General features: G+C 69.6%; 13 protein-coding genes and 1 pseudogene. 8 read left to right on the plus strand and 6 right to left on the minus strand.

Going from position 1 to position 22,859, the window contains the following annotated elements; genetic code table 11:
• Positions 1-177: 177 nt before the first annotated feature.
• Together AC3A46_RS16195 and AC3A46_RS16200 are read right to left on the minus strand one after the other, a co-directional pair.
• Entirely contained in the window at positions 178-756 is a 579-nt protein-coding gene (locus AC3A46_RS16195; RefSeq protein WP_487666124.1) for a hypothetical protein, read from the minus strand.
• Between the two features lie 40 nt (positions 757-796).
• Entirely contained in the window at positions 797-1,771 is a 975-nt protein-coding gene (locus AC3A46_RS16200; protein ID WP_487666125.1) for an ABC transporter, read from the minus strand.
• A gap of 113 nt (positions 1,772-1,884) precedes the next feature.
• Between AC3A46_RS16200 and AC3A46_RS16205 the strand changes: the two genes are divergently transcribed.
• On the plus strand, positions 1,885-2,478 hold the full coding sequence (locus AC3A46_RS16205; protein ID WP_487666126.1) for a hypothetical protein: 594 nt from the start codon (positions 1,885-1,887) through the stop codon (positions 2,476-2,478).
• Position 2,479: 1 nt separating this feature from the next.
• Here the strand turns inward: AC3A46_RS16205 and AC3A46_RS16210 are convergent, their stop codons facing one another.
• On the minus strand, positions 2,480-3,094 hold the full coding sequence (locus AC3A46_RS16210) for a hypothetical protein (protein WP_487666127.1): 615 nt from the start codon (positions 3,092-3,094) through the stop codon (positions 2,480-2,482).
• A 240-nt stretch (positions 3,095-3,334) separates the two neighbouring features.
• On the opposite strand from AC3A46_RS16210, the gene AC3A46_RS16215 reads away from it, so the two are divergent.
• From AC3A46_RS16215 to AC3A46_RS16230, 4 genes are all read left to right on the plus strand, one after another.
• Complete coding sequence (locus AC3A46_RS16215) at positions 3,335-4,114, plus strand: hypothetical protein (RefSeq protein WP_487666128.1); 780 nt, start codon at positions 3,335-3,337, stop codon at positions 4,112-4,114.
• The gene (locus AC3A46_RS16220; RefSeq protein WP_045301685.1) at positions 4,111-4,530 is read left to right on the plus strand and encodes a phage holin family protein; all 420 of its coding nucleotides are present in this window, start codon (positions 4,111-4,113) and stop codon (positions 4,528-4,530) included. The genes AC3A46_RS16215 and AC3A46_RS16220 overlap by 4 nt, the downstream gene beginning before the upstream one ends.
• The gene (locus AC3A46_RS16225) at positions 4,527-5,228 is read left to right on the plus strand and encodes a DUF3618 domain-containing protein (RefSeq protein ID WP_487666129.1); all 702 of its coding nucleotides are present in this window, start codon (positions 4,527-4,529) and stop codon (positions 5,226-5,228) included. The genes AC3A46_RS16220 and AC3A46_RS16225 overlap by 4 nt, the downstream gene beginning before the upstream one ends.
• A 260-nt stretch (positions 5,229-5,488) precedes the next feature.
• A complete protein-coding gene (locus AC3A46_RS16230; protein ID WP_487666130.1) occupies positions 5,489-8,509 on the plus strand; it encodes an HYR domain-containing protein in 3,021 nt (1,006 codons plus the stop codon).
• A 156-nt stretch (positions 8,510-8,665) separates the two neighbouring features.
• Here the strand turns inward: AC3A46_RS16230 and rpoC are convergent, their stop codons facing one another.
• The 3 genes from rpoC to AC3A46_RS16245 all read right to left on the minus strand — a co-directional run bounded on the left by rpoC (position 8,666) and on the right by AC3A46_RS16245 (position 16,709).
• Positions 8,666-12,538, minus strand: coding sequence for a DNA-directed RNA polymerase subunit beta' (gene rpoC, locus AC3A46_RS16235; protein ID WP_487666131.1), 3,873 nt, complete (start codon positions 12,536-12,538; stop codon positions 8,666-8,668).
• A 41-nt stretch (positions 12,539-12,579) separates the two neighbouring features.
• On the minus strand, positions 12,580-16,080 hold the full coding sequence (gene rpoB, locus AC3A46_RS16240) for a DNA-directed RNA polymerase subunit beta (protein ID WP_487666132.1): 3,501 nt from the start codon (positions 16,078-16,080) through the stop codon (positions 12,580-12,582).
• A gap of 299 nt (positions 16,081-16,379) precedes the next feature.
• Positions 16,380-16,709, minus strand: coding sequence for a hypothetical protein (locus AC3A46_RS16245; protein ID WP_487666133.1), 330 nt, complete (start codon positions 16,707-16,709; stop codon positions 16,380-16,382).
• 220 nt (positions 16,710-16,929) lie between these two features.
• Between AC3A46_RS16245 and AC3A46_RS16250 the strand changes: the two genes are divergently transcribed.
• From AC3A46_RS16250 to AC3A46_RS16260, 3 genes and pseudogenes are all read left to right on the plus strand, one after another.
• The gene (locus AC3A46_RS16250) at positions 16,930-19,548 is read left to right on the plus strand and encodes a DUF4062 domain-containing protein (protein ID WP_487666134.1); all 2,619 of its coding nucleotides are present in this window, start codon (positions 16,930-16,932) and stop codon (positions 19,546-19,548) included.
• Entirely contained in the window at positions 19,542-22,181 is a 2,640-nt protein-coding gene (locus AC3A46_RS16255; RefSeq protein ID WP_487666135.1) for a DUF4062 domain-containing protein, read from the plus strand. Before AC3A46_RS16250 ends, AC3A46_RS16255 begins: the two co-directional genes overlap by 7 nt.
• 128 nt (positions 22,182-22,309) lie before the next feature.
• Positions 22,310-22,859 (plus strand): annotated as a pseudogene (locus AC3A46_RS16260) (hypothetical protein); the annotation flags it as partial.

Consider the following 22,859-nt stretch of genomic DNA (forward strand, 5'->3'; position numbering starts at 1 on the left):
CACAGCGCTCGCCGCGCGAAGACCTGCGAAGTCCGGACCGCGCCGTTGCCCGGCCGACGCCGCGAACCTGCGAAGTCCGGACATCGCGTGAGGGGGAGCACTGAGTCCGGCGAAGTCCGGACTTCCCGGAATCGGATGCTGCGATGAAGGGTGTTCGCGGCGCCCCGGGCTGCCGGATCACTCGTCGAACTCGTCCTCCCACGGCCATCTCGGGCGGCGGGCACGGGTGCGCACGAGCGCGATGCCCGCCCACGACGACACGAACGCCACCGCGGCGACGACGAACCCGAACCACGTGGTCGCGAGGCGGCCGACGACGGCCGTCGCGACGCCGAGATCGGCGCCGGTGAACACGGCGCCGAACCACACTCCCCCGAGGTACGCGAGGAAGGTCGCGGCGGTCGTCCACGCGGCGCCCCAGTACGACGGATGCCTCTCCCCGGCGCCGGCGCTCGGCCCCGGGCCCGCGGCAGCCGGTGCGGCGCCGCCCGTCGGGGCCGCAGCATCCGTCGGGGTCGAGGCGCGTGCGATCGCGGCCCACAGGCCGCCGGCGAACGCGAGTGTCGCGCACACGACGCCGGCGATCCCGGGGGCCTGTCCGAGGCCGGGGCTCGCGATGACGTCCTCCCCCGTCGCCAGACTGGTCATGCCGAGTCCGAAGATGAGGAGCGCGACGAAGCCCATCGTCGCGAAGGCCAGGGCGACAAGCGGTCGCACAGGTCCCTGCGACGGCCCGTCCGAACCGTCAGCGGCCATGCCGCAAGCCTACGTCGGCGGGCGCCGACGCGGACGGGGCCTACGCGCGGACGAGCTGCGGGCCGGCCTCGAGCGTGCGCTCGTACTCGCGCTGCGCCTCGATGTTGAGCTCGGTGACGCGCTTCGCCCGCGCGGCGGCCCATGCACCGAACCAGATCGTGAGCTCGCGGCCGATGATGAACGCCGCGATCGCGAGCGGCGTCAGCAACTCCGCCTCGATGAGCTCGGCGCCCGCGCTGGCGGTGAGGTTCCAGAACGGGGCCTGGAACAGTGCGCCCAGGATGTGTCCGCCGTACGCGGCGACGCCCACGAGGATGCCGAAGACCACCCAGTGGCCCCAGCGGCCGCGGTTGATGATGGCGCCGAGCAGCCAGAAGCCGAGGAAGAACACCACCACGGGCACCCAGAGCGACCAGGTCGCCAGCGCCTCGAGGGCGGTCGTGCCGACGTTCGCGCCGGTGACGTCGCCCTTGATCGCGTCGACGCCGAGCCAGACCGCGAGGTAGAGCACGGCGAACGCGACGGCGGCGAGCAGGCCGATGGCCCCGGCGGCGGCGCGGTTGCCGCGCGGACGCGGAGCCTCGGGCGCCTGCACGAAGATCGGCTGCGGGGCCGCGGCCGCAGCGACGACCGCGGGCTCGGCGACGATGGGCTCGCTCGGCGTCACGGCCGGCGGGACCACGACGGTGGGCGAGTCGTCGGCGGCACGAGCGGGCGTGGCGGACGAGGTGTAGTCCAACGAGGCGGCCTCCGGCGAGTCCCACGGATCGGGCTCGGCGGCGGCCGGCGCCTCGGCGGCGGTCGACGGCGCCTCGGCGGCGCTCGAAGTGGAGTCGGGGGTGCCAGGCGCCTGGTCGGCGTCGGCGGGGCTCTCCGCGGCGGGAGTCTCGCTGCCGACCGCGTCGCGCTTGGCGGCCTCTGCGTCGGCGAGACCTTCGTTCGCACGGCCGACGACGTCGTCGACGCCGTTGGGCTCGTCGACGGGCTCGCCGTAGGACGACTTGGGGTCACTCATCGCAGGCACTCCTCACGCAGGGCTCATCCCCGCAGAGGCAGAGTAGCCCGCGGTTCCGCGCACACGACGGAGGCGTGCCGGAGGAATCCGCGCCCGACCACTACCCTGAGCCCATGGCACCACGGGCGTTCCGGGTCGCCGCGGTCGCGGCATCCACCCTCTTCGCACTCGCCGCCTTGACGGCGTGCGCACCCGACGCGCCTTCGGGGGGCGGACTCACCTTCACGCCCACACCGTCCACGTCGGCGTCCGGATCGGCGACGCCCACGCCGACGCCGTCGCCTACGGCGAGCGCGGAGATCCCCGATGACTGCCGCGCGATCCTGACCGCCGACGTGCTCACGAGCCTCGAGGGCGTGCCGCTCAACGACCCCGCCTTCGGCGCATCGGGACCGCAGGCCGACGGGGCCCTGGTGTGCGTGTGGCGCGACCCCGCCGCCGACACGACCGGGCTGGTCACCACGATCTCGTACATGTCGCGCGGGCCGGCGCTCGACATGCTCAACACGCTCGTCACCGACGAGGGCTACACCTGCTACACCCCCGATGGCGGCACGCGCTGCGAGAAGACCTGGCCGAACGAGACGTACCCGGTCACCGACGGGCGCACGCTGTTCTGGCGCGACGACATCCTCATCGACACGCAGTACTCGGGCCTCGCGCCCGCCGGTTACACGGCGGCCGTCGTCGCGAGCATCTTCGGCTGAGTCAGCCCCAGACCGTGCGGTCGAGCCGCGGGCCGTAGTCCTCGGGGTGCCACGCCGTCTCGACGCTCACGAGCCACAGCCCGCCACGGAGGGTGTGCTCCTCGAGCACCGCGCCCCGCGTGCGATCGCAGACGGTGGCGCCGTCCGCCGTCCGGCAGGAGAACCCGTCGCCCGCCAGCGCGGCTTCGGCGATCGTGGCGGCGTCCGCGTCGACCTTCGACAGCGTGGTGACGATCGAGCCCGAGTCGAACCGCCAGGTGCACGTCACCAGCACGTCGGGGGCGGCGGCGTCGGCGAACGCCGTCGCCGTCGTCGCGGGAGCCGCCATCGACTGGTTGAGCAGCGATCCCTCCCGCCAGGTCAGCTCGTTCCAGAGATCGTCGGAGTACAGCGTGCGGCAGTCGATCGCGCCGCCGTCCGCCGCGGTCTGGGCGGGCGTCTGCGCAGGCGTCGCCTCGGGCCGCGGCGCGGTGGCACTGCGCAGCGTGTCGCCGACCCACGCGACGGCCACCGGGATCATCGGCAGCGCCAGCCACACGAGGGAGGCGACGACCGCGGCACACAGCATCCCCGCGGGCACGGCGATCCACGGGTTGCGTCCGCCGATCCTCGCCATGGGGCCCCCACCTCCGTCTCCACGGTAAGCCGGAGAGACGGATGCTGCGCCGCGGCGCGCGCGGGCCCTTCGAGTATGCGGCGGGTAGCTGCCGGGCGGGACCCGGAGCATACTCCGCCGCGGCGCAGAACTCGACCCCCTCCTCGCTTTCGTCATTCCTCGCGGAAGGTGTTCGCCACGGCGGAATCCCCCGGCCGGCACATCGCCGGCCCGACGCCGCCGGTGAGATGGAGCAGGAGCATGTCGACCTACGAGACCGGATCCGCCGCGGATCGCAGCGCCAACGGATCGACCGACGGGCAGAGCCCGGACACGCCGGAGGTGAAGGAGCGCGCCGCGGACTCCATCGCCGAAGTCGACGCCGGCGCCATGTACGTCGCCGGCGTCGCGGGCGACGAGATCCAGAGCGTCGCGCACGACGTGAAGGACGCCGCCCGCGGATTCTTCGACGAGACGCGCGTGCAGCTCGCCGACCAGGCGTCCACCCAGCAGCGCCGGGCGGCCGACGCCCTGCGCGGCACCGGCGAGGAACTGGAGGGGATGGCGTCGGGCACCGGCACGAGCTCGCGCAGCATGACCACGAGCGCCGTGCGCGCGCTCGGCCAGCAGAGTCGCCGCGCCGCTGAGTGGCTGGAGCAGCGTGAACCTGCCGACGTTGTGCGGGAGGTGCGCGGGTACGCTCGTCGGCACACGGGCGCCTTCCTGCTGATCGCCCTCGGCGCAGGCATCGTCGCCGGCCGGATGACACGGGCGCTCATGGCCGACACGCACAACGGGAGCGCCGGACTCAGTGGCGCTTCGAGCGCGCAGCGACCGGCTCTCGCCGCGGGTGCGCCGGGCGTGACGGCGGGCCAACGGACCGGCCCCGCCACAGCAGCCGACGGCGTCGGCAGCGGCGCCCACGACGAGACCACGCCCATCGCCGACGCCCTCGCCGATCAGGCACCGGGCGATCCCCTGTCGAGCGGGGCCGGGACGGCGCACGGCGAGTGGTCGCCGAGCGGCGAGGCACGACGATGACCGACATGCCCACACCGTCGCAGCAGAAGGCGGCGGACACGTCGCTGGGCGACCTCGTGGGCGAGGTGTCCCGCGACCTGTCGAACCTGATGCGCAAGGAGCTCGAACTCGCGAAAGCCGAACTCTCGGAGTCGGCCAAGCGGGCGGGCATGGGAGCGGGACTGCTGGGAGGCGCCGGGTACGCGGCCGTGATGGCCGTGTTCTTCCTGAGCGTCGCCCTGTGGTGGGCGCTCGGCGATCTCATCGACAGCCTCGGCTGGTCGGCCGTGATCGTCGCCGTCATCTGGGCCGTCATCGCCGGCGTCCTGTACGCCGTCGGGCGGAACCGACTGAAGACCGTGCAAGGGGCGCCGCAGACGGTGGAGACCGTCAAGGAGATCCCCGAAGCACTCAAGAGGAATGAGGAGAACCGATGATGAGCAACCCGGACCAGATCCGCGCAGACATCGAGATCACGCGCGACGAACTCGGACGCGATGTCGATGCGCTCGCCGACAAGGTGTCGCCGCCGAAGATCATGGAGCGCCAGACCGCACGGGTCCGTCGCGCCTTCGGCGACATGAAGGGCCAGGTGATGGGCGTGGCCGACGACGTGGGCGACACCGCCTCGTCCGCCGGCCACTCGGTCGCAGACGCGATGGACGCCGCCGGCGACGCCGTGAAGGACCTGCCGCACAAGGCGAAGCAGAAGGCACAGGGCGCGCCGATCGTCGTGGGACTCCTCGCCGCCGGCGTCGGGTTCCTCGTGGCCAGCCTGATTCCGACGACCGAATCCGAGACGCGGTTCGCCGCGTCACTGCGCGACCGGGCGCAGCCGCTCGTCGACAAGGCGGTGGGCGAGGCGAAGGATGCCGCGCAGGAGGTCGCCCAGAACCTCAAGGGTCCTGCGCAGGACGCGGTGGAACAGGTGAAGGAGTCCGCCGTCGACTCCGCGGAGACGGTCACGCAGGAGGCGCAGGACACCGCGGAGCGCGTCAAGGAGAGTGTGACCGAGAACGTCTCGGGGTCCGGCTCCACCGGGTCCGGGACCCGGACGACCGGCACGCCGGGGACGACCGGCACGCCGGGGACGACGGGACCGGACGACGCGGAGGGCCGACACCGCCTGGGCTGAGGCATCCGTGCCGGGAACGGGGAAGGGCCCTGGCGGAAGCCAGGGCCCTTCCCCGTTCCTGGATGGGAGCGCGGTCGTCCGCCGCAGAGCGTCGGCTGGTGCTCAACTTGAGGATTTCCTGAGCCGCTTCCATGGCCTTCCGGAGTTCGCCTCACCTAGAGTCTCCACCGGAGGGGTATTCGCTGTGGGAGCGAATCACGCTGTTGTGCTCAGACCCATCGTCGAGCCAGCGACCCGGGCACCATGGGGGAGGTTCGACGATGACGTCGAAGAAGCTGTTCATCCGTTCATCTGCGAGGGGCGAGACGCACGCCGAGCCACGACGCTGGAGCGCGCCGCGGGCAATCGCGGTGGTGGTGGCGAGTGCACTCGCCGTGTTCGCAGTACCGAGTGTCGCGCACGCGGATATCGTCACGAACACGGTGACGGCGGCGGGCGAGAACGTCATCGTCCAGGGCAACACAGCCAACATCGGCTACGTGATCAACAACGAGAACAACAAGGACGGCGACCCGCTGAACAGTTGCAATCCTGCCAGTGACGGAACCTCCGCGACGCTGACGGTTGACGCGCCGGCGGACGTCACGGTCACGCCGGAAAGCAAGGTCTACACCGGCTGTGGAGCCCCCCAGTACTTCGGCTTCAGTTCGAATAAGGTCGGCAACTACACGATCACAGTGTCAGTGACTGACTCAGGACCGACAGGCAGGTACGACACAACCCCCGCGACCTTCACCCTGACGGTGAAGGCGCCGGTCGTGGTCAACACCGCTCCGACCGTGGGGATCGCCGGCGTTACGAACGGCGCCTCGTACGAGTTCGGCAACGTGCCGGCCGCGATCTGTACCGTGACCGACAAGGAGGACGGCAGCTCCAGCCCCCCGCCGAGCCTCAGCACCCTATCCGGGCCGCGCACCGCCGACGGCCTGGGCAGCCAGACGGCAACCTGCGATTACACCGACGCCGGCGGGCTCAACGCCAAGGCGTCGGTAACCTACAGCATCGTCGACACCACCACGCCGCTGGTCACCGCCGCGGCGCCCGCAGCGAAGGAGGCGACCGGCGCACTGACACCCGTCAGTTTCCAGGCCGACGCGTTCGACGCCGTCGATGGTGGCCTGGCGACTACCTGCGAGACGGCCGGCGGTACCTCCTACGCGTCGGGTGACGCGTTCCCGGTCGGGACGACAACGCTGACCTGCTCGGCGACCGATGAGGCGGGCAACACCGGCGTCAGCGAACCCTTCGATGTGGTCGTCACCGACACGACCGCACCGGTGGTCACGACCTCCTCCAACCTCGTCGTCGGCAACGACCTCGCCACGGTGACGTACGACCCGGCGACGGGGGAGGACCTCGTTGACGGCGCCGTGCCGGCGACCTGTTCCCCGGCGTCCGGCACCGCTTTCGCGCTCGGCACCACCACGGTCACCTGCTCGGCCACCGACAAGGCCGGCAACGAGGGCACGGCGACCTTCACCGTCGAGGTGCAGGACGCGACCAAGCCGATCGTGACCGTGCCCGCGAACTTCTCGGTCGAGGCGTCGGGCGCGAACGGCGCGACGGTGACCTACGGCGGCGTGAGTGCTGTCGACGATGTCGACAGCGACGTGAAGGTGACGTGCAGCACGGCGTCCGGCACGCTCTTCGCCCTCGGAGACACAACGGTGACCTGCTCCGCCTCCGACAAGGCCGGGAACACCGGTGAGAACTCCTTCGTGATCACCGTTGTAGACACCACGGCTCCAACCGTGAAGGTGCCGGCAGACATCACCGCAGAGGCCACATCGGCGGACGGCGCGGTCGTGACCTTCAGCGCCTCGGCGAGCGACATCGTCGATGGCGACGTGCGGGCGGCGTGCACGCCGGCACCGGGTTCAACGTTCCATCTCGGGACGACCCAGGTGCTCTGCTCGGCGCTCGATGCGGCCGGCAACTCGGCGGACAAGAGCTTCTCGATCACCGTACGCGACACGACCGCGCCGGGTGTGACGGCACCCGCCGACGTGGCGGCGGAGGCCACGGGCCCCGACGGCGCTAAGGTGACGTACGGCGATGCCTCGGCTCTCGACATCGTGGACGGACCGATCGCCCCGACCTGCGCGCCGACGACGAACAGCACGTTCACGCTCGGCACCACCACGGTGACGTGCACCGCGACCGACGCGGCCGGAAACACCGGCAAAGCCGAGTTCACGGTGACGGTCCGCGACACGACGAAGCCCGAGGTGACCCCGCCCGCAAACCTGGTAGTCGGCAACACCTCGCCCCTGGGAGCTGCGGGTGTCGTCTACAGCGGCGCCACTGCCCACGACATCGTCAGCGGCGGCCTTCCCGTCACCTGCACGCCGCCGTCGGGAAGCTTCTTCGGTCTCGGGGTGAACACGGTCACGTGCTCCGCCAAGGACGGTGCGGGCAACACCGGTTCGGCCGAGTTCACGATCGAGGTGCAGGATCAGACCAAGCCGATCGTCACGGTGCCGGCCGACATCGTCGAGGAGGCCACTGGGGCTGACGGCGCGACCGTGAGCTACATCGGGGTGACGGCCTCCGACGACGTCGACGGGCCGGTCACGGCAGGCTGCGACAAGGCCAGCGGAACCGTGTTCCCGCTCGGTCCGACGACCGTGACCTGTTCCGCGAAAGACAAGGCCGGCAACTCGGGCGACAACACGTTCACGGTGACGGTCGTCGACACCACGGCTCCCGCGGTGACGGTGCCCGACAACAAGTCGGCCACCGCCACATCGGCCACCGGTGCGACCGTCGCGTACTCGGCCCCGACGGCGAGCGACCTCGTCGACGGCACGAGCGTCCCCGCCAGCTGCGACAAGCCGTCGGGGAGCGTGTTCTCGCTGGGCACCACCACCGTGACGTGCACGGCGACCGACGCGGCCGGAAACACCGGGCACACGTCGTTCACCGTCACGGTGACCGCTGCCTGGTCGAACGTGCTGCAGCCGATCAACGTGAACGGCAGCTCGGTCTTCAAGCTCGGGAGCACGGTGCCCGTGAAGTTCGCGCTGACGGGCGTCAGCGCCGGCATCAGCAACCTCGCCGCCCGGCTGTACGTCACGCGAACCACGGGCGTGGGTGCGGGAACCGAAATGGAGGCGATCTCGACCGCAGCCGCCACCACCGGCAACCTCTTCCGCTACGACGCGACAGCCGGTCAGTACATCTTTAACCTCGGCACCAAGACGCTGAGCGCCGGGACGTACCAACTGCGGATCGACCTAGGCGACGGCCAGACGCACACGGTGAACATCACCCTGAGGTAATCGACGGCCCAGCGAAGAAGGACCGGTCCTGGGGGCCGGTCCTTCTTCGCGCGGCGGTCGGCGGCTGAGTCGCAGCATCCGTCCCCGCCACGGCGAAGGGCCCTGGCAGATGCCAGGGCCCTTCGTTCGAGCGTCAGGGTCGTTCAGACCCGGGACTCAGTTGTAGTCGGTGGTGAAACCGTCCGTGGAGAAGCTGTCGAAGTCGACGTAGCTCAGGTCGGCGTCCGTGTACGCGCCGTCCGAGGCGAAGATGCGGTTGGGGTACCGCTCGCTCTTGGCCTCTTCCGTCGCCTCGACCGTGACATCGCGGTACTTCGCGAGTCCCGTTCCGGCGGGGATGAGCTTTCCGATGATGACGTTCTCCTTGAGGCCCATGAGCGGGTCGCTCTTGCCCTCCATGGCCGCCTGCGTCAGGACGCGGGTGGTCTCCTGGAACGACGCGGCCGACAGCCACGACTCGGTCGCGAGCGACGCCTTCGTGATACCCATCAGCTCGGGACGACCCGACGCGGGGCGCTTGCCCTCGCCGACCGCCTCGCGGTTGATGGTCTGGTACTTCTTGAAGTCGACCAGCTCACCCGGGAGCAGCGTGGTGTCACCGTGGTCGACCACGGTGACCTTCCGCAGCATCTGACGGACGATGACCTCGATGTGCTTGTCGTGGATCGGCACACCCTGCGAGCGGTACACGCCCTGGACGCCGTTCACGAGGTACTTCTGCACCTCGCGGGCACCCATGACACGCATGACCTCCTTGGGGTCGAGCGTGCCGACCAGGATCGGCTGACCGACGGTGACGTGCTGTCCGTCCTCGACCAGGAGCGTCGCGCGCTTCAGGACCGGGTAGACGTGCGGCTCGTCGCCGTTGTCGGGCGTGAGGATGACCTTCTTGGCCTTGTCGGTCTCGTCGATCGTGATGCGGCCGTCGGCCTCGGCGATCGGCGACGCACCCTTCGGGGTGCGGGCCTCGAACAGCTCCTGCACGCGGGGAAGACCCTGCGTGATGTCGTCTGCCGACGCCGAACCACCGGTGTGGAAGGTACGCATCGTCAGCTGCGTGCCGGGCTCACCGATCGACTGGGCCGCGATGATGCCGACGGCCTCGCCGATGTCGACGATCTTGCCGGTCGCGAGCGAACGGCCGTAGCACTTCGCGCAGACGCCGACGGCCGAGTCGCACGTGAGCACCGAGCGCACCTTGATGGACTCGACACCCGCCGCGACCAGCTTGTCGATGAGCACGTCGCCGACGTCCTCACCGGCCGAGGCGACGACCTCGCCCTGCGGGTCGACCGCGTCGGCCGCGAGCGTGCGGGCGAACACCGAGTTCTCGACGTTCGCGTCGCGCACCAGCGCGCCGTCGGCACCGGGAGCGGCGATGGTGAACTCGAGGCCCTTGGTCGTGCCGCAGTCCTCCTCGCGGATGATGACATCCTGCGAGACGTCCACGAGGCGACGGGTCAGGTAGCCCGAGTCGGCCGTACGGAGGGCCGTGTCGGCCAGACCCTTACGGGCACCGTGCGTCGCGATGAAGTACTCCGCCACCGACAGACCCTCGCGGTACGAGGAGATGATCGGGCGCGGGATGATCTCACCCTTCGGGTTGTTCACCAGGCCTCGCATACCCGCGATGTTGCGGATCTGCAGCCAGTTACCACGGGCGCCCGACGAGACCATGCGGTTGATGGTGTTGTCGGCCGGGAAGTGGTCGCGCATCGCCTTCTGGACCTCGTCGGTCGCCTCGGTCCAGATCTTGATGAGCTCCTGACGACGCTCGGCGTCGGTGGTCAGACCCTTCTCGAACTGCGCCTGGACCTTCGCGGCCTGCTTCTCGTAGCCCGCGACGATCTCGCCCTTGTTCGGCGGCGTGAGGATGTCGCTGAGCGCCACGGTGACACCCGAGCGGGTGGCCCAGTAGAAGCCGGCGTCCTTGATGCGGTCGAGGGATGCTGCGACCTCCACCTTCGGGTACTCCTCGGCGAGCTTGTTCACGATCTGCGACAGCTTGCCCTTGTCGGCCTGCTCGCGGACGAACGGGTAGCCCTTGGGGAGCGTGTCGTTGAAGATCGCCTGACCGAGCGACGCGTCCACGAGGCCGTGGCGCTCGTAGCCCTCGGGCGCTTCGCCCTCGAGGAACGCGAGACCCGGGATGCGGATGCGGACCTTGGCCTGCAGATCGAGGGTGCCCTCGTCCTTGGCCAGGATCGCCTCGCCGACCGAGCCGAACACGCGACCCTCGCCGGCAGCACCCTCGATGACCGTGGTCAGGTGGTGCAGACCGATGATCATGTCCTGCGAGGGCAGGGTCACCGGACGGCCGTCCGACGGCTTGAGGATGTTGTTCGAGGCGAGCATCAGGATGCGGGCCTCGGCCTGAGCCTCGACCGACAGCGGCAGGTGCACGGCCATCTGGTCACCGTCGAAGTCCGCGTTGAAGGCGGCGCAGACGAGCGGGTGCAGCTGGATGGCCTTGCCCTCGACGAGCTGCGGCTCGAAGGCCTGGATGCCGAGGCGGTGCAGCGTGGGTGCGCGGTTGAGCAGCACGGGACGCTCGCGGATGATCTCCTCGAGCACGTCCCAGACCTCGGGACGCGTGCGCTCGACGGCGCGCTTGGCCGCCTTGATGTTCTGCGAGTGACCGAGGTCGATCAGGCGCTTGATCACGAACGGCTTGAACAGCTCGAGCGCCATCTGCTTGGGCAGACCGCACTGGTGGAGCTTGAGCTGCGGACCCACGATGATGACCGAACGGCCCGAGTAGTCCACGCGCTTGCCGAGCAGGTTCTGGCGGAAGCGACCCTGCTTTCCCTTGAGCATGTCGCTCAGGGACTTCAGGGCCCGGTTGCCGGTACCGGTGACGGGGCGACCGCGGCGGCCGTTGTCGAACAGCGCGTCGACGGCCTCCTGCAGCATGCGCTTCTCGTTGTTGACGATGATCTCGGGGGCACCGAGGTCGATCAGGCGACGGAGGCGGTTGTTGCGGTTGATCACGCGGCGGTACAGGTCGTTCAGGTCGGAGGTCGCGAAGCGGCCACCGTCCAGCTGCACCATCGGGCGCAGCTCCGGCGGGATCACCGGGACGACGTCGAGCACCATCGAGGCCGGCGACATGCCGGTCTGCAGGAACGAGTTGACGACCTTCAGGCGCTTGATCGCACGGATCTTGCGCTGGCCCTTGCCCTCGGAGATCTGCAGGTGCAGGCTGTCGGCCTCGGCCGCCAGGTCGAACGCCTCGAGGCGACGCTTGATCGACTCCGCGCCCATGTGGGCCTCGAAGTACTGACCGAAGCGGTCCTGGAGCTCGTGGAAGATCTCGTCCTCGCCCTTGAGCTGGCCGACCTCGAGCGTGCGGAAGTCCTCCCACACCTTCTCGAGACGCGTGATCTGGTCGTCGGTGCCCTTGCGGATCGACGCCATCTCCTTCTCGGCGGCGTCCTTGACCTTCTTCTTCTGGTCGGCCTTGGCACCCTCCTCCTCGAGCGCGGCGAGCTCCTCCTCCAGCTTCTGGAGGCGAGCGGCCACACGCGCGTCGCGGCGGTCGGCGAGCGTCTTGAGCTCGAGGCGGATGTTGTTCTCCTGCGTCGAGAGGTCGCGGTGGCGAGCCTCGTCGTCGACCGAGATCACCATGTACGCGGCGAAGTAGATGACCTTCTCGAGGTCCTTCGGCGCCATGTCGAGCAGGTACCCGAGGCGCGAGGGCACGCCCTTGAAGTACCAGATGTGCGTGACGGGCGCGGCGAGCTCGATGTGGCCCATGCGCTCACGGCGGACCGAGGACTTGGTGACCTCGACGCCGCAGCGCTCGCAGACGATGCCCTTGAAGCGGACGCGCTTGTACTTGCCGCACGCGCACTCCCAGTCGCGCGAGGGTCCGAAGATCTGCTCGCCGAACAGACCGTCCTTCTCGGGCTTCAGGGTGCGGTAGTTGATGGTCTCGGGCTTCTTGACCTCGCCGTAGGACCAACGACGGATGTCGTCAGCGGTGGCCAGGCCGATGCGAAGCTGATCGAAAGTGGTTGATTCGAGCACTGGTTCTCCTGTGTCGGAAATTCGTTCGTTACCTGGCGCGCTTAGATCTCGTCGATCGACGAGGACTCGAAGCGGCTGGAGATGTTGATGCCGAGCTCTTCAGCGGCGCGGAAGGCGTCGTCGTCGGTGTCGCGGAGGTTGACCGCCGTGCCGTCGGCCGAGAGGACCTCGACGTTCAGGCAGAGCGACTGCATCTCCTTCATGAGCACCTTGAACGACTCGGGGATGCCGGGCTCCTGGATGTTCTCGCCCTTGACGATCGCCTCGTAGACCTTGACGCGGCCGAGGATGTCGTCGGACTTGATCGTGAGGAGCTCCTGGAGCGCGTACGCGGCGCCGTAGGCCTCGAGGGCCCACACCTCCATCTCACCGAAGCGCTGGCCACCGAACTGCGCCTTACCACCGAGCGGCTGCTGGGTGATCATCGAGTACGGACCCGTCGAGCGCGCGTGGATCTTGTCGTCCACGAGGTGGTGCAGCTTCAGGATGTACATGTAGCCGACCGAGATCGGAGCCGGGAACGGCTCGCCGGAGCGACCGTCGAACAGCTGCGTCTTGCCCGACGAGTCGATCAGGCGCTCGCCGTCGCGGGTCGGGTTCGTCGAGTCGAGCAGACCCGCGATCTCGGCCTCGAACGCGCCGTCGAACACCGGCGTGGCGACCTTGGTGCCGGCCGGCGCCTCGAACGCCTGCTCGGGCAGCTGGGCGGCCCACTCCGGGGTGCCCTCGACCTTCCAGCCCTGCTTGGCGATCCAGCCGAGGTGCAGCTCGAGGACCTGGCCGAAGTTCATTCGACCGGGGATGCCGAGCGGGTTCAGGATGACCTGGACCGGCGTGCCGTCCGCGAGGAACGGCATGTCTTCCACGGGGAGGATCTTCGCGATGACGCCCTTGTTGCCGTGACGGCCGGCGAGCTTGTCGCCCTCGGTGATCTTGCGCTTCTGGGCGATGTAGACCACGACGCGGCGGTTGACGCCCGAGCCGAGCTCGTCGTCGCCGTCCTCGGCGTTGAACTCCTTGACCGCGATGATCGTGCCCTGCTCACCGTGGGGCACCTTCAGCGACGTGTCGCGGACCTCGCGGCTCTTCTCGTTGAAGATCGCACGGAGCAGGCGCTCCTCGGCCGAGAGCTCCGTCTCGCCCTTCGGCGTGACCTTGCCGACGAGGATGTCGCCGGGACGCACCTCGGCGCCGATGCGGATGATGCCGCGCTCGTCGAGGTCCTTCAGCAGATCGGGGCTGACGTTGGGGAGGTCACGCGTGATCTCCTCCTTGCCGAGCTTCGTGTCGCGGGCGTCGACCTCGTACTCCTCGATGTGGATCGAGGAGAGGGTGTCGTCCTTCACCAGGTCCTGGCTGAGGATGATCGCGTCCTCGAAGTTGTGACCCTCCCACGTCATGAACGCGACGAGGAGGTTCTTGCCGAGGGCGAGCTCGCCGTTCTCGGTCGCGGGACCGTCGGCGATGACCTCGCCGACCTCGACGCGCTCACCGGCCGAGACGACCACGCGCTGGTTGTACGACGTGCCCTGGTTCGAGCGGTCGAACTTGCGCAGGAAGTAGTCCTGGGTGCCGCCCTCGTCGAGCTGCACGGTCACGACGTCGGCCGAGACCTCGACGACGACACCGGCCTTGTCGGCGGTGACGACGTCACCGGCGTCGATCGCGGCGAAGCCCTCCATGCCCGTGCCGACCACCGGCGACTCCGAGCGGAGAAGCGGAACGGCCTGGCGCTGCATGTTCGCACCCATGAGGGCGCGGTTCGCGTCGTCGTGCTCGAGGAACGGGATGAGCGAGGTCGCCACCGACACCATCTGGCGCGGCGAGACGTCCATGTAGCCGATCTCCTCCGAGTGGAAGAGGTCGACCTCGCCGCCGTTGCCGCGACGGGCGAGGACGCGGTCCTGCGCGAAGCTGCCGTCGGCCTTCAGCTCGACACCGGCCTGGGCGACGATGTAGTCGCTCTCCTCCGAGGCGGTCAGGTAGTCGATCTCGTCGGTGACCTTGCCCTCGACGACACGGCGGTACGGCGTCTCGATGAAGCCGAACGCGTTGATGCGCGCGAACGAGGCGAGCGATCCGATCAGACCGATGTTCGGGCCTTCCGGCGTCTCGATGGGGCACATGCGGCCGTAGTGCGACGGGTGGACGTCGCGGACCTCGACGCCTGCGCGCTCACGCGACAGACCGCCGGGGCCGAGGGCCGAGAGGCGGCGCTTGTGGGTCAGGCCCGCGAGCGGGTTGTTCTGGTCCATGAACTGCGACAGCTGCGACGTTCCGAAGAACTCCTTGATCGCGGCCACGACGGGGCGGACGTTGATCAGGGTCTGCGGCGTGATCGCCTCGATGTCCTGCGTGGTCATGCGCTCGCGGACGACGCGCTCCATGCGCGACAGACCGGTGCGGACCTGGTTCTGGATGAGCTCGCCGACCGCGCGGATGCGACGGTTGCCGAAGTTGTCGATGTCGTCGACGTCGAGACGGATCTCGGCCGGCTTGCCGCCGCGCACGCCGTCGAACGTCACGTCGCCGCGGTGCAGGCGGACGAGGTACTTGATCGTCGCGACGATGTCGTCGACCGTCAGCACCGAGTCGGTGAGCGGCTTGTCGAGACCGAGCTTGTGGTTGATCTTGTACCGGCCGACCTTGGCGAGGTCGTAGCGCTTCGGGTTGAAGTAGAAGTTGTCCAGGAGCGCGCGGGCGGCCTCGGCGGCGACCTGCTCGCCCGGACGCAGCTTGCGGTAGATGTCGCGGAGCGCGTCCTCCTTGGTGAGGATCGTGTCCTTCGACAGGGTCTCCTCGATGGAGTCGAAGCCGGCGAACTCGGCGAGGATGTCCTCGCTGGTCAGGCCGAGGGCCTTCAGGAAGACGGTGACCGACTGCTTGCGCTTGCGGTCGATGCGGACGCCGACCTGATCGCGCTTGTCGATCTCGAACTCGAGCCAGGCGCCGCGCGACGGGATGACGCGCGCCGACACGATGTCCTTGTCGCTCGTCTTGTCGGGGGTCTTGTCGAAGTAGACACCGGGCGAACGGACGAGCTGCGACACGACGACACGCTCGGTGCCGTTGATGATGAACGTGCCCTTGTCGGTCTGGAGCGGGAAGTCGCCCATGAAGACCGTCTGGGTCTTGATCTCACCGGTCTGGTGGTTCATGAACTCGGCCTCGACGTAGAGCGGGGCCGCGTACGTCTTGCCGCGCTCCTTGCACTCCTCGATGGAGTACTTCTCGGGCTCGAGGTACGGGTTCGTGAACGAGAGCTGCATGGTCTCGCTCAGGTCCTCGATGGGCGAGATCTCCTCGAAGATCTCCTCGAGGCCGCTGACCTCCGGCACGTCGGTGCGACCGGCGGCCTTCGCGTCCGCGACGCGCGCCTTCCAGGCCTCGTTGCCGACGAGCCAGTCGAACGACTCGGTCTGCAGCGCGAGAAGGTCGGGGACCGTCAGCGTGTCGGAGATCTTGGCGAACGAGAGGCGGGATGCTCCGCGTCCGTTCTTCGGGGTGGTGGTGGGGTTGGATGCGTTGCGCGCAGCAGCCAAGGGGATTACCTCCGTGGGCCCGTAGGGCTCGTTTCCTTGTCGTCAGGTGGAGTGCTCCTCATCCCCGAAACCCGCGCGGCACTCCCCACGTGAACGTGAGGGGGCGCAGGCACAGCCGACCACCATATGAGGGCAGGGGGAATCCAAGAGCGCAAAGACCCACTATACGTCGGACGACGCGCCGTGTCCAGTCGGATTCTTGAAAAGTTCTGGATGCTGCGGTATAAGCCGAAAGCGACAGCACCCGCGCGCTCGGCACAGGGCCGGAGCGCACGGGTGCGGCCTGATGCCCAGCCGGATCAGTGCTTCTTCCCGAGGTTGCCGCGGCAGGCGTCTCCCGGGTTCACTCCCACGTCGATGCCCGCGCTCACGAACATGCCGTAGCTCTGGATGCCCTTGTACCCGTGCTTCTGGTTGCCTCGCTCCGCGAGGGCGTCGTCATCGAAGCCCTCCGGGTTGCCCTCGACGCTGTCGATGGTGTCCTGGCCGGAGAACGCGCACTCCGACGCGGAGTTGTTCGCCCCCTGCGCCTCTCCGCCGTTCCCGGTGGCCTCGCCCGCCATCGCGGCTCCGCCGCTGCCGAGCACCAGCCCGATCGCCACGACCGCGCACGCCAAAGCCTTCTTCATCGCATTCCCCTCCCATGAGTGACGCCCGGAGCCCCGATCCGGACCAACGGCGTCCACTCCGACGCCGTCACCGCCGCACCATACTCCTGCGCACGACCGCGCGAAAGGGAGGGGCCGGGCGCGAAGCGGAAGGTCCGTCCGGCGGAGCGCCGCCGCCCGTCCGATACATCAATGCACCGAAACCATGGCGAAACGCCTCCGATCGCGCCAATATATGCACATGACTGGGGTGGGACACCCCGTGATCCGCACGCCCGACCAGCGGATCCGGGTGTTCGTGAGCTCGACCCTGCGCGAGCTCGCGGAAGAACGCGAAGCAGTGCGGTCGGCCATCGAGCGACTCCGGCTCGCCCCCGTGATGTTCGAACTCGGCGCCCGCCCCCACCCGCCCCGAGACCTCTACCGCTCCTACCTCGCCCAATCCGACATCTTCATCGGCATCTACGGCCAGAGCTACGGCTGGGTCGCCCCCGACGAGAACGTCTCCGGCCTCGAAGACGAATACAACCTCGCCCCCGCCGGCATGCCCAAACTCATCTACGTCAAAGACACCGACACCCGAGACGAACGACTCACCGACCTCATCGCCCGCATCCAAGCCGACGACACCGCCGCCTACCTCCACTTCCACAACACCCAAGACCTCGAAGACCACGTCGCCGGCGACCTCGCCATGCTCCTCGCCGAACGCTTCGACGAATCCCGGCGCACCGAACCGGCCACGGCGGCCGAGATCTCGCTCGCGGCACGCGTGCCCGAGCCGTACACCGAGACGATCGGGCGCGAGGGCGAGCTCGCCGAGATCCGGGCGCTGCTGGCCGGAGGCCTCCACCGCGTGGTGAGCCTCATCGGGCCCGGCGGCATCGGCAAGAGCCGGCTCGCGATCGAGGCGGCCCACGCGAACACCGACCTGTTTCCCGACGGCGTGTACTTCGTGCCGCTGGAGGGCGTGCTCGAGCCGGGACTGCTGCTGCCGACGATCGCCTACATCCTCGGCGTGCGCGACACCGGGGCGGCCACGCTGGAGGAGCGCATCGCGCACGCCCTCGCGGATCGTCGTGTGCTGATCGTGCTCGACAACTTCGAGCAGATCATCGACGAGGCCCCCGTCCTCGTGCGCCTGTACTCGCTCGCGCCACGGGCGTGCTTCCTGGTGACGAGCCGGATCGTGCTGCGCATCCGCGGCGAGCGCGTGTTCGAGGTCGAGACGCTCGAGACGCCCGCGCCGGACGTCCCTGCGACGCTCGCGCAGGCGCAGGCCTCCTCGGCGTGCGTGCTGTTCGCCGAGCGTGCCGCGTCCGCGCTCCCCGGCTTCCAGCTGACCGCCGAGAACGCGGCCGACGTCATCGGCATCTGCCGCCGGCTCGACGGGCTGCCGCTGGCCATCGAACTGGCCGCGGCGAAGATCAGGCTGCTCTCGCCGCACGACGTCGCCGACCGCCTCGGGCACACCCTCCCGCTGCTGTCGACCTCGGTGCGCGATCTGCCTGATCGCCATCGCACCATGCGGGCGACGATCGACTGGAGTGTGGGACTGCTGGCCGACGACCAGCGCGCGATGCTCGAGGACCTCGGCGTGTTCGCCGCACGGTTCAGCCTCGAGTCGGTCGAGGCGGTGGGCGAGACCCGCTCGTGGGGTCCTCACACGATCGAGACGCTGGCCGGGCTGATCGATGCCTCGCTGGTGCAGCGCATCGATTCGGGCGGCCGCTCGGTGTTCTCCCTCCTCGCGATCGTCCGGGAGTATGCCCTCGAGACGCTCGAGTCCCGCCGGGCGGCGGACGCGATGCGGATCGCGCACGCCGACTACTACCTCGACCTGGTACGCCGGGTCGCGCCGCGGCTGCGCGGAGCCGAGCAGATCGACGCCGTCGCCGAGCTGGGGCTCGAGGTGCCGAACCTGCGCGCCGCGGCCCGCCACCTCGTCTTGCTGGACCGGCTCGACGACGCCGGCGACTTCGCGTGGACGATGCTCGCCTACTGGTGGATCTGCGGGTACTTCGCCGACGTGCGGCTGTGGATGCTGGAACTTCGCGAGAAGCGGATGCCGCTGACACCGCGCACGCGTGCGATCGCGACGTTCTTCCCGCTGTGGGCAGAGCTGTGGCAGCGCCCGAGCGACCAGGTGGTGGAGGACCTCGGCGAGGTCGTGAGGCTTTTCACCGAGAGCGGCGACGAGCATGCTGCCGCGATGGCGCTCGCCGCGAAGGCGTCGACGCGGCTGCAGTTCGCCGACCTCGACGAAGAGGTGTTCCGTGCCGAGATCGGGGAGGCGATCGCGACGCTCCACGAGCTCGGCGACCGCTGGGCGGAGTCGCTCTCCGAAGTGGTGCTCGGCCAGTTCGGCATGCTTCGTCGCGACATCCCTGCGGCGCTCGAGCACCTCGGCCGGGCTGTCGACATCGCCGACGCCGCCGATGACGCTTTCACCCGCGTCGTGGCGGGCAACAACCGCGCGCGCCTGCGCTTCGTGCTGGGCGAGCGCGATGAGGCGGAGGCGGAGTTCCTGTTGACGCTGATGCTGTCGATCCGGCTGCACTTCGTCGACGGCGCCACGTACGGGCTGGAAGGAATGTCGGCGATCGCCGCCTCGCACGGCGACGCGTGGCGCGCCGGAGCCCTGGCCGCGGTGGCTGCGACGATCCGGGAGACGACGGGCATCTACGACATCGAAGGGTTCGCCGTGCATCTCGCCCCGCTGGAGGCGCTGCGTGCGCTCGACCCCGTGAGCGTCGAGGCCGGTGAGCGCGCGGGCAGGGAGATGGGCCTCGCGCAGGCCATCGCCATCGCGCTGCCCGATGCCGACGCGGATGTCCGCGAGAAAGTCCCTTCGTGGTGACCGGCCTCGAGCGGGCGCCGGTGATCCGCACGCCCGACCAGCGGATCCGGGTGTTCGTGAGCTCGACCCTGCGCGAGCTCGCGGAAGAACGCGAAGCAGTGCGGTCGGCCATCGAGCGACTCCGGCTCGCCCCCGTGATGTTCGAACTCGGCGCCCGCCCCCACCCGCCCCGAGACCTCTACCGCTCCTACCTCGCCCAATCCGACATCTTCATCGGCATCTACGGCCAGAGCTACGGCTGGGTCGCCCCCGACGAGAACGTCTCCGGCCTCGAAGACGAATACAACCTCGCCCCCGCCGGCATGCCCAAACTCATCTACGTCAAAGACACCGACACCCGGGACGAACGACTCACCGACCTCATCGCCCGCATCCAAGCCGACGACACCGCCGCCTACCTCCACTTCCACAACACCCAAGACCTCGAAGACCACGTCGCCGGCGACCTCGCCATGCTCCTCGCCGAACGCTTCGACGAATCCCGGAATCCTCAGGGGCCGGACACCGGTCCCGCGCCGGTCAGCCTGGTGGGCCGGGTCCCCGTGCCCTACACGACCACCATCGGGCGCGAGACCGACATCGACGCGGTGCGCACTCTGCTCGCGAGGGGCACGGACCGCGTCGTGAGCCTCATCGGGCCCGGCGGCATCGGCAAGAGCCGGCTCGCGATCGAGGCGGCCAGGGCCTGCGCCGACCTCTTCCCGGACGGGGTCTACTTCGTCCTCCTCGAGGGCGTGCTCGAGCCGGGACTGCTGCTGCCGACGATCGCCTACTATCTCGGCATCCGCGACAACGGCGAAGCCGCGCTGGAGGAGCGCATCGCGCACGCCCTCGCGGATCGTCGTGTGCTGATCGTGCTCGACAACTTCGAGCAGATCGTGGATGCCGCACCCGTGCTCGTGCGGCTGTACACGGTCGCGCCGACGGCGACCTTCCTCGTGACGAGCCGCATCGTCCTGCGGATCCGCGGCGAGCGCGTCTACGACGTGCCGCCGCTCACGACGCCCGCCGGCGAAGGCCCGGCGAGCCTGGAGCGCACCGCCCGCTCGGCGGCGGTGTCGCTGTTCGTCGACCGGGCGCGCGCGATCGATCCGCAGTTCGACGTGACCCCCGACAACGCGCGGGATCTCGCCGACATCTGCCGCAGGCTCGAAGGGCTGCCGCTGGCGATCGAGCTCGCGGCGGCGAAGGTGCGCATCCTGAACCCGGCAGAGATCGCCGGGCGCCTCGAGAAGAGCCTGCCGCTGCTCACGGCCGCCGTGCGCGATCTGCCCGAACGGCACCGCACGATGCGGGCGACGATCGACTGGAGCGTGAGCCTCCTGCCGCCGGAACAGCGCGGCCTGCTCGAGGACCTCGGCGTGTTCGCGACGAGGTTCACGCTCGATGCGGTCGAGGCCCTCGGCGCGGGCCGTCCGTGGGGCGGTCACGCGATCGACGCCCTCGCCGCACTGGCGGACGGCTCGCTCCTGAAGCAGAGCGAGCTCGGCGGGCGCCGCGTCTTCTCGCTGCTCGCGATCGTGAGGGAGTACGCGCTCGACCATCTCAAGGAGCGCGGCGACGCGCAGCGCGTGCGGCGTGCCCACGCCGACTACTACCGGGCGCTCGTACAGCAGATCGCTCCCGACCTCGGCGGGCGCGGGCAGGCCGACGCCGTGGTCAGGCTCGGGCTCGAGCTGCCGAACCTCCGCGCGGCGGTGCGCCATCTCGTCTACACGAACCGTCTCGACGACGCCGGCGACTTCGCGTGGTGCCTCCTCATCTACTGGTGGATCTCCGGCTTCTTCGCCGAGGTGCGCGTGTGGATGCTCGAGCTGCTCGAGAAGCAGCACGAGCAGCCCATCACACCGCACACCCGCGCGATCGCGTGGTTCTTCGCGCTGTGGGGCGAGATGTGGCAGCGGCCGAGCGAGCAGGTGGTGGCCGGCCTCGGCGAGTGCGTGCGCCTGTTCCGTGAGAGCGGCGACGAGGATGCCGCGGCCATGGCGCTCGCCGCTCGCGCGACGGCGCGCGTGCAGTTCTCACATCTGGACACCGACAAGGCCGAAGCCGAGCTGCGCGAGGCGGTGGTCACGCTGCGCGAGCGCGGGAACACGTGGGCGGAGGCGATCACCGAGGTCTCGCTCGGCCGGCTCGCCTGGGTGCGCGGAGCCACCGACGACGCCCTCGCGCACTTCGACCGCGCCACCTCGGTCGCCCAGTCGCGCGGCGATCTGTTCACGACCTCGGTCGCCGGCAATCTGCGGTCCCGCCTGAACTTCCAGCTCGGCCGCATCGAGGAGGCGGAGCGGGAGTTCGTGCACACCCTGCTGCTCTCGGTCGGGCTGCACTACGAAGAGGGCGTCGCGTACGGCCTCGAGGGCGTGTGCGCGGTCGCGGCGGCCCACGGCGAGGCATGGCGGGCGGCGGCGCTCGCCGTCGCGGCCGGCGAGATCCGCCGGCGCATCGGCATCTTCGACGTGGAGGCGTTCACGGTGCACACGCCGTACCTCGAGATCCTCCGCGGCCGAGATGCGCAGAGCGTCGAGGCCGGCGAGATCGCCGGGGCGGAGCTCACCGTCGCCGAGGCGGTGCAGCTGGCGCTGCCGGAACGCGAGTTCGCGACGGTCGCCGACGCGCTGCGCGCCTGGTAGGGCCGGGTCAGAGGTATCAGCCGTCCCACGACGTCGCTCTGGTGCGGTGAGGAGCGCGCTCGTATGCTGTGCACCGAGCAGCGCTCTCGGATCGTCAGGTGACTGGGCACCGGTGCGAGGGGGTCGACATGGCGCGTGTTCCAGACGTGCCGCACGGCGCAGTCGACGTCGATTCCGACGCCGACGCCGTGGACGTGCGCGTCGACGCAGCCCCACCGGGCGTCCAGCCGAACGAATCCGGTGTGACCTTCCTGGCCGACATCACGCTGCACGGCATCTCCGACACCGTGGTGCGGGTGCGCGTCAGGGGCAGCGACGGATTCCACTACGCGGCGATCGTCGTCCGCGGCGGGGCTGCCGAACTCGTCCATTTCGAGGCGCTCGGCGCAGGGCGGCACAGCGCGCGGATCGCGGTCGCACGCTACGAGACCCTTCACCTCACGGTCGTGGCGAGCGAGGTCGAGACGGGCATCGCGTGGCTCGAGCATCAGGTCGCCCAGGGCGGCATGGGGATGGGCGGCGAGCTCGAGGCGGCCGCAGAACCGCCCCCGCCGCCCCTCGTTCCCGACGTCGCGCTCGGTGGCGGCGGAATCGGCGGACGCTCACCCGGGCTCGCGCCCGCGGTCCCCCCGCCATCGCCTGCCCCGCCTCCGATGCCTGCACCCGCGCCGCCGCCCG

Source organism: Microbacterium sp. Soil_C_42, assembly GCF_057656735.1.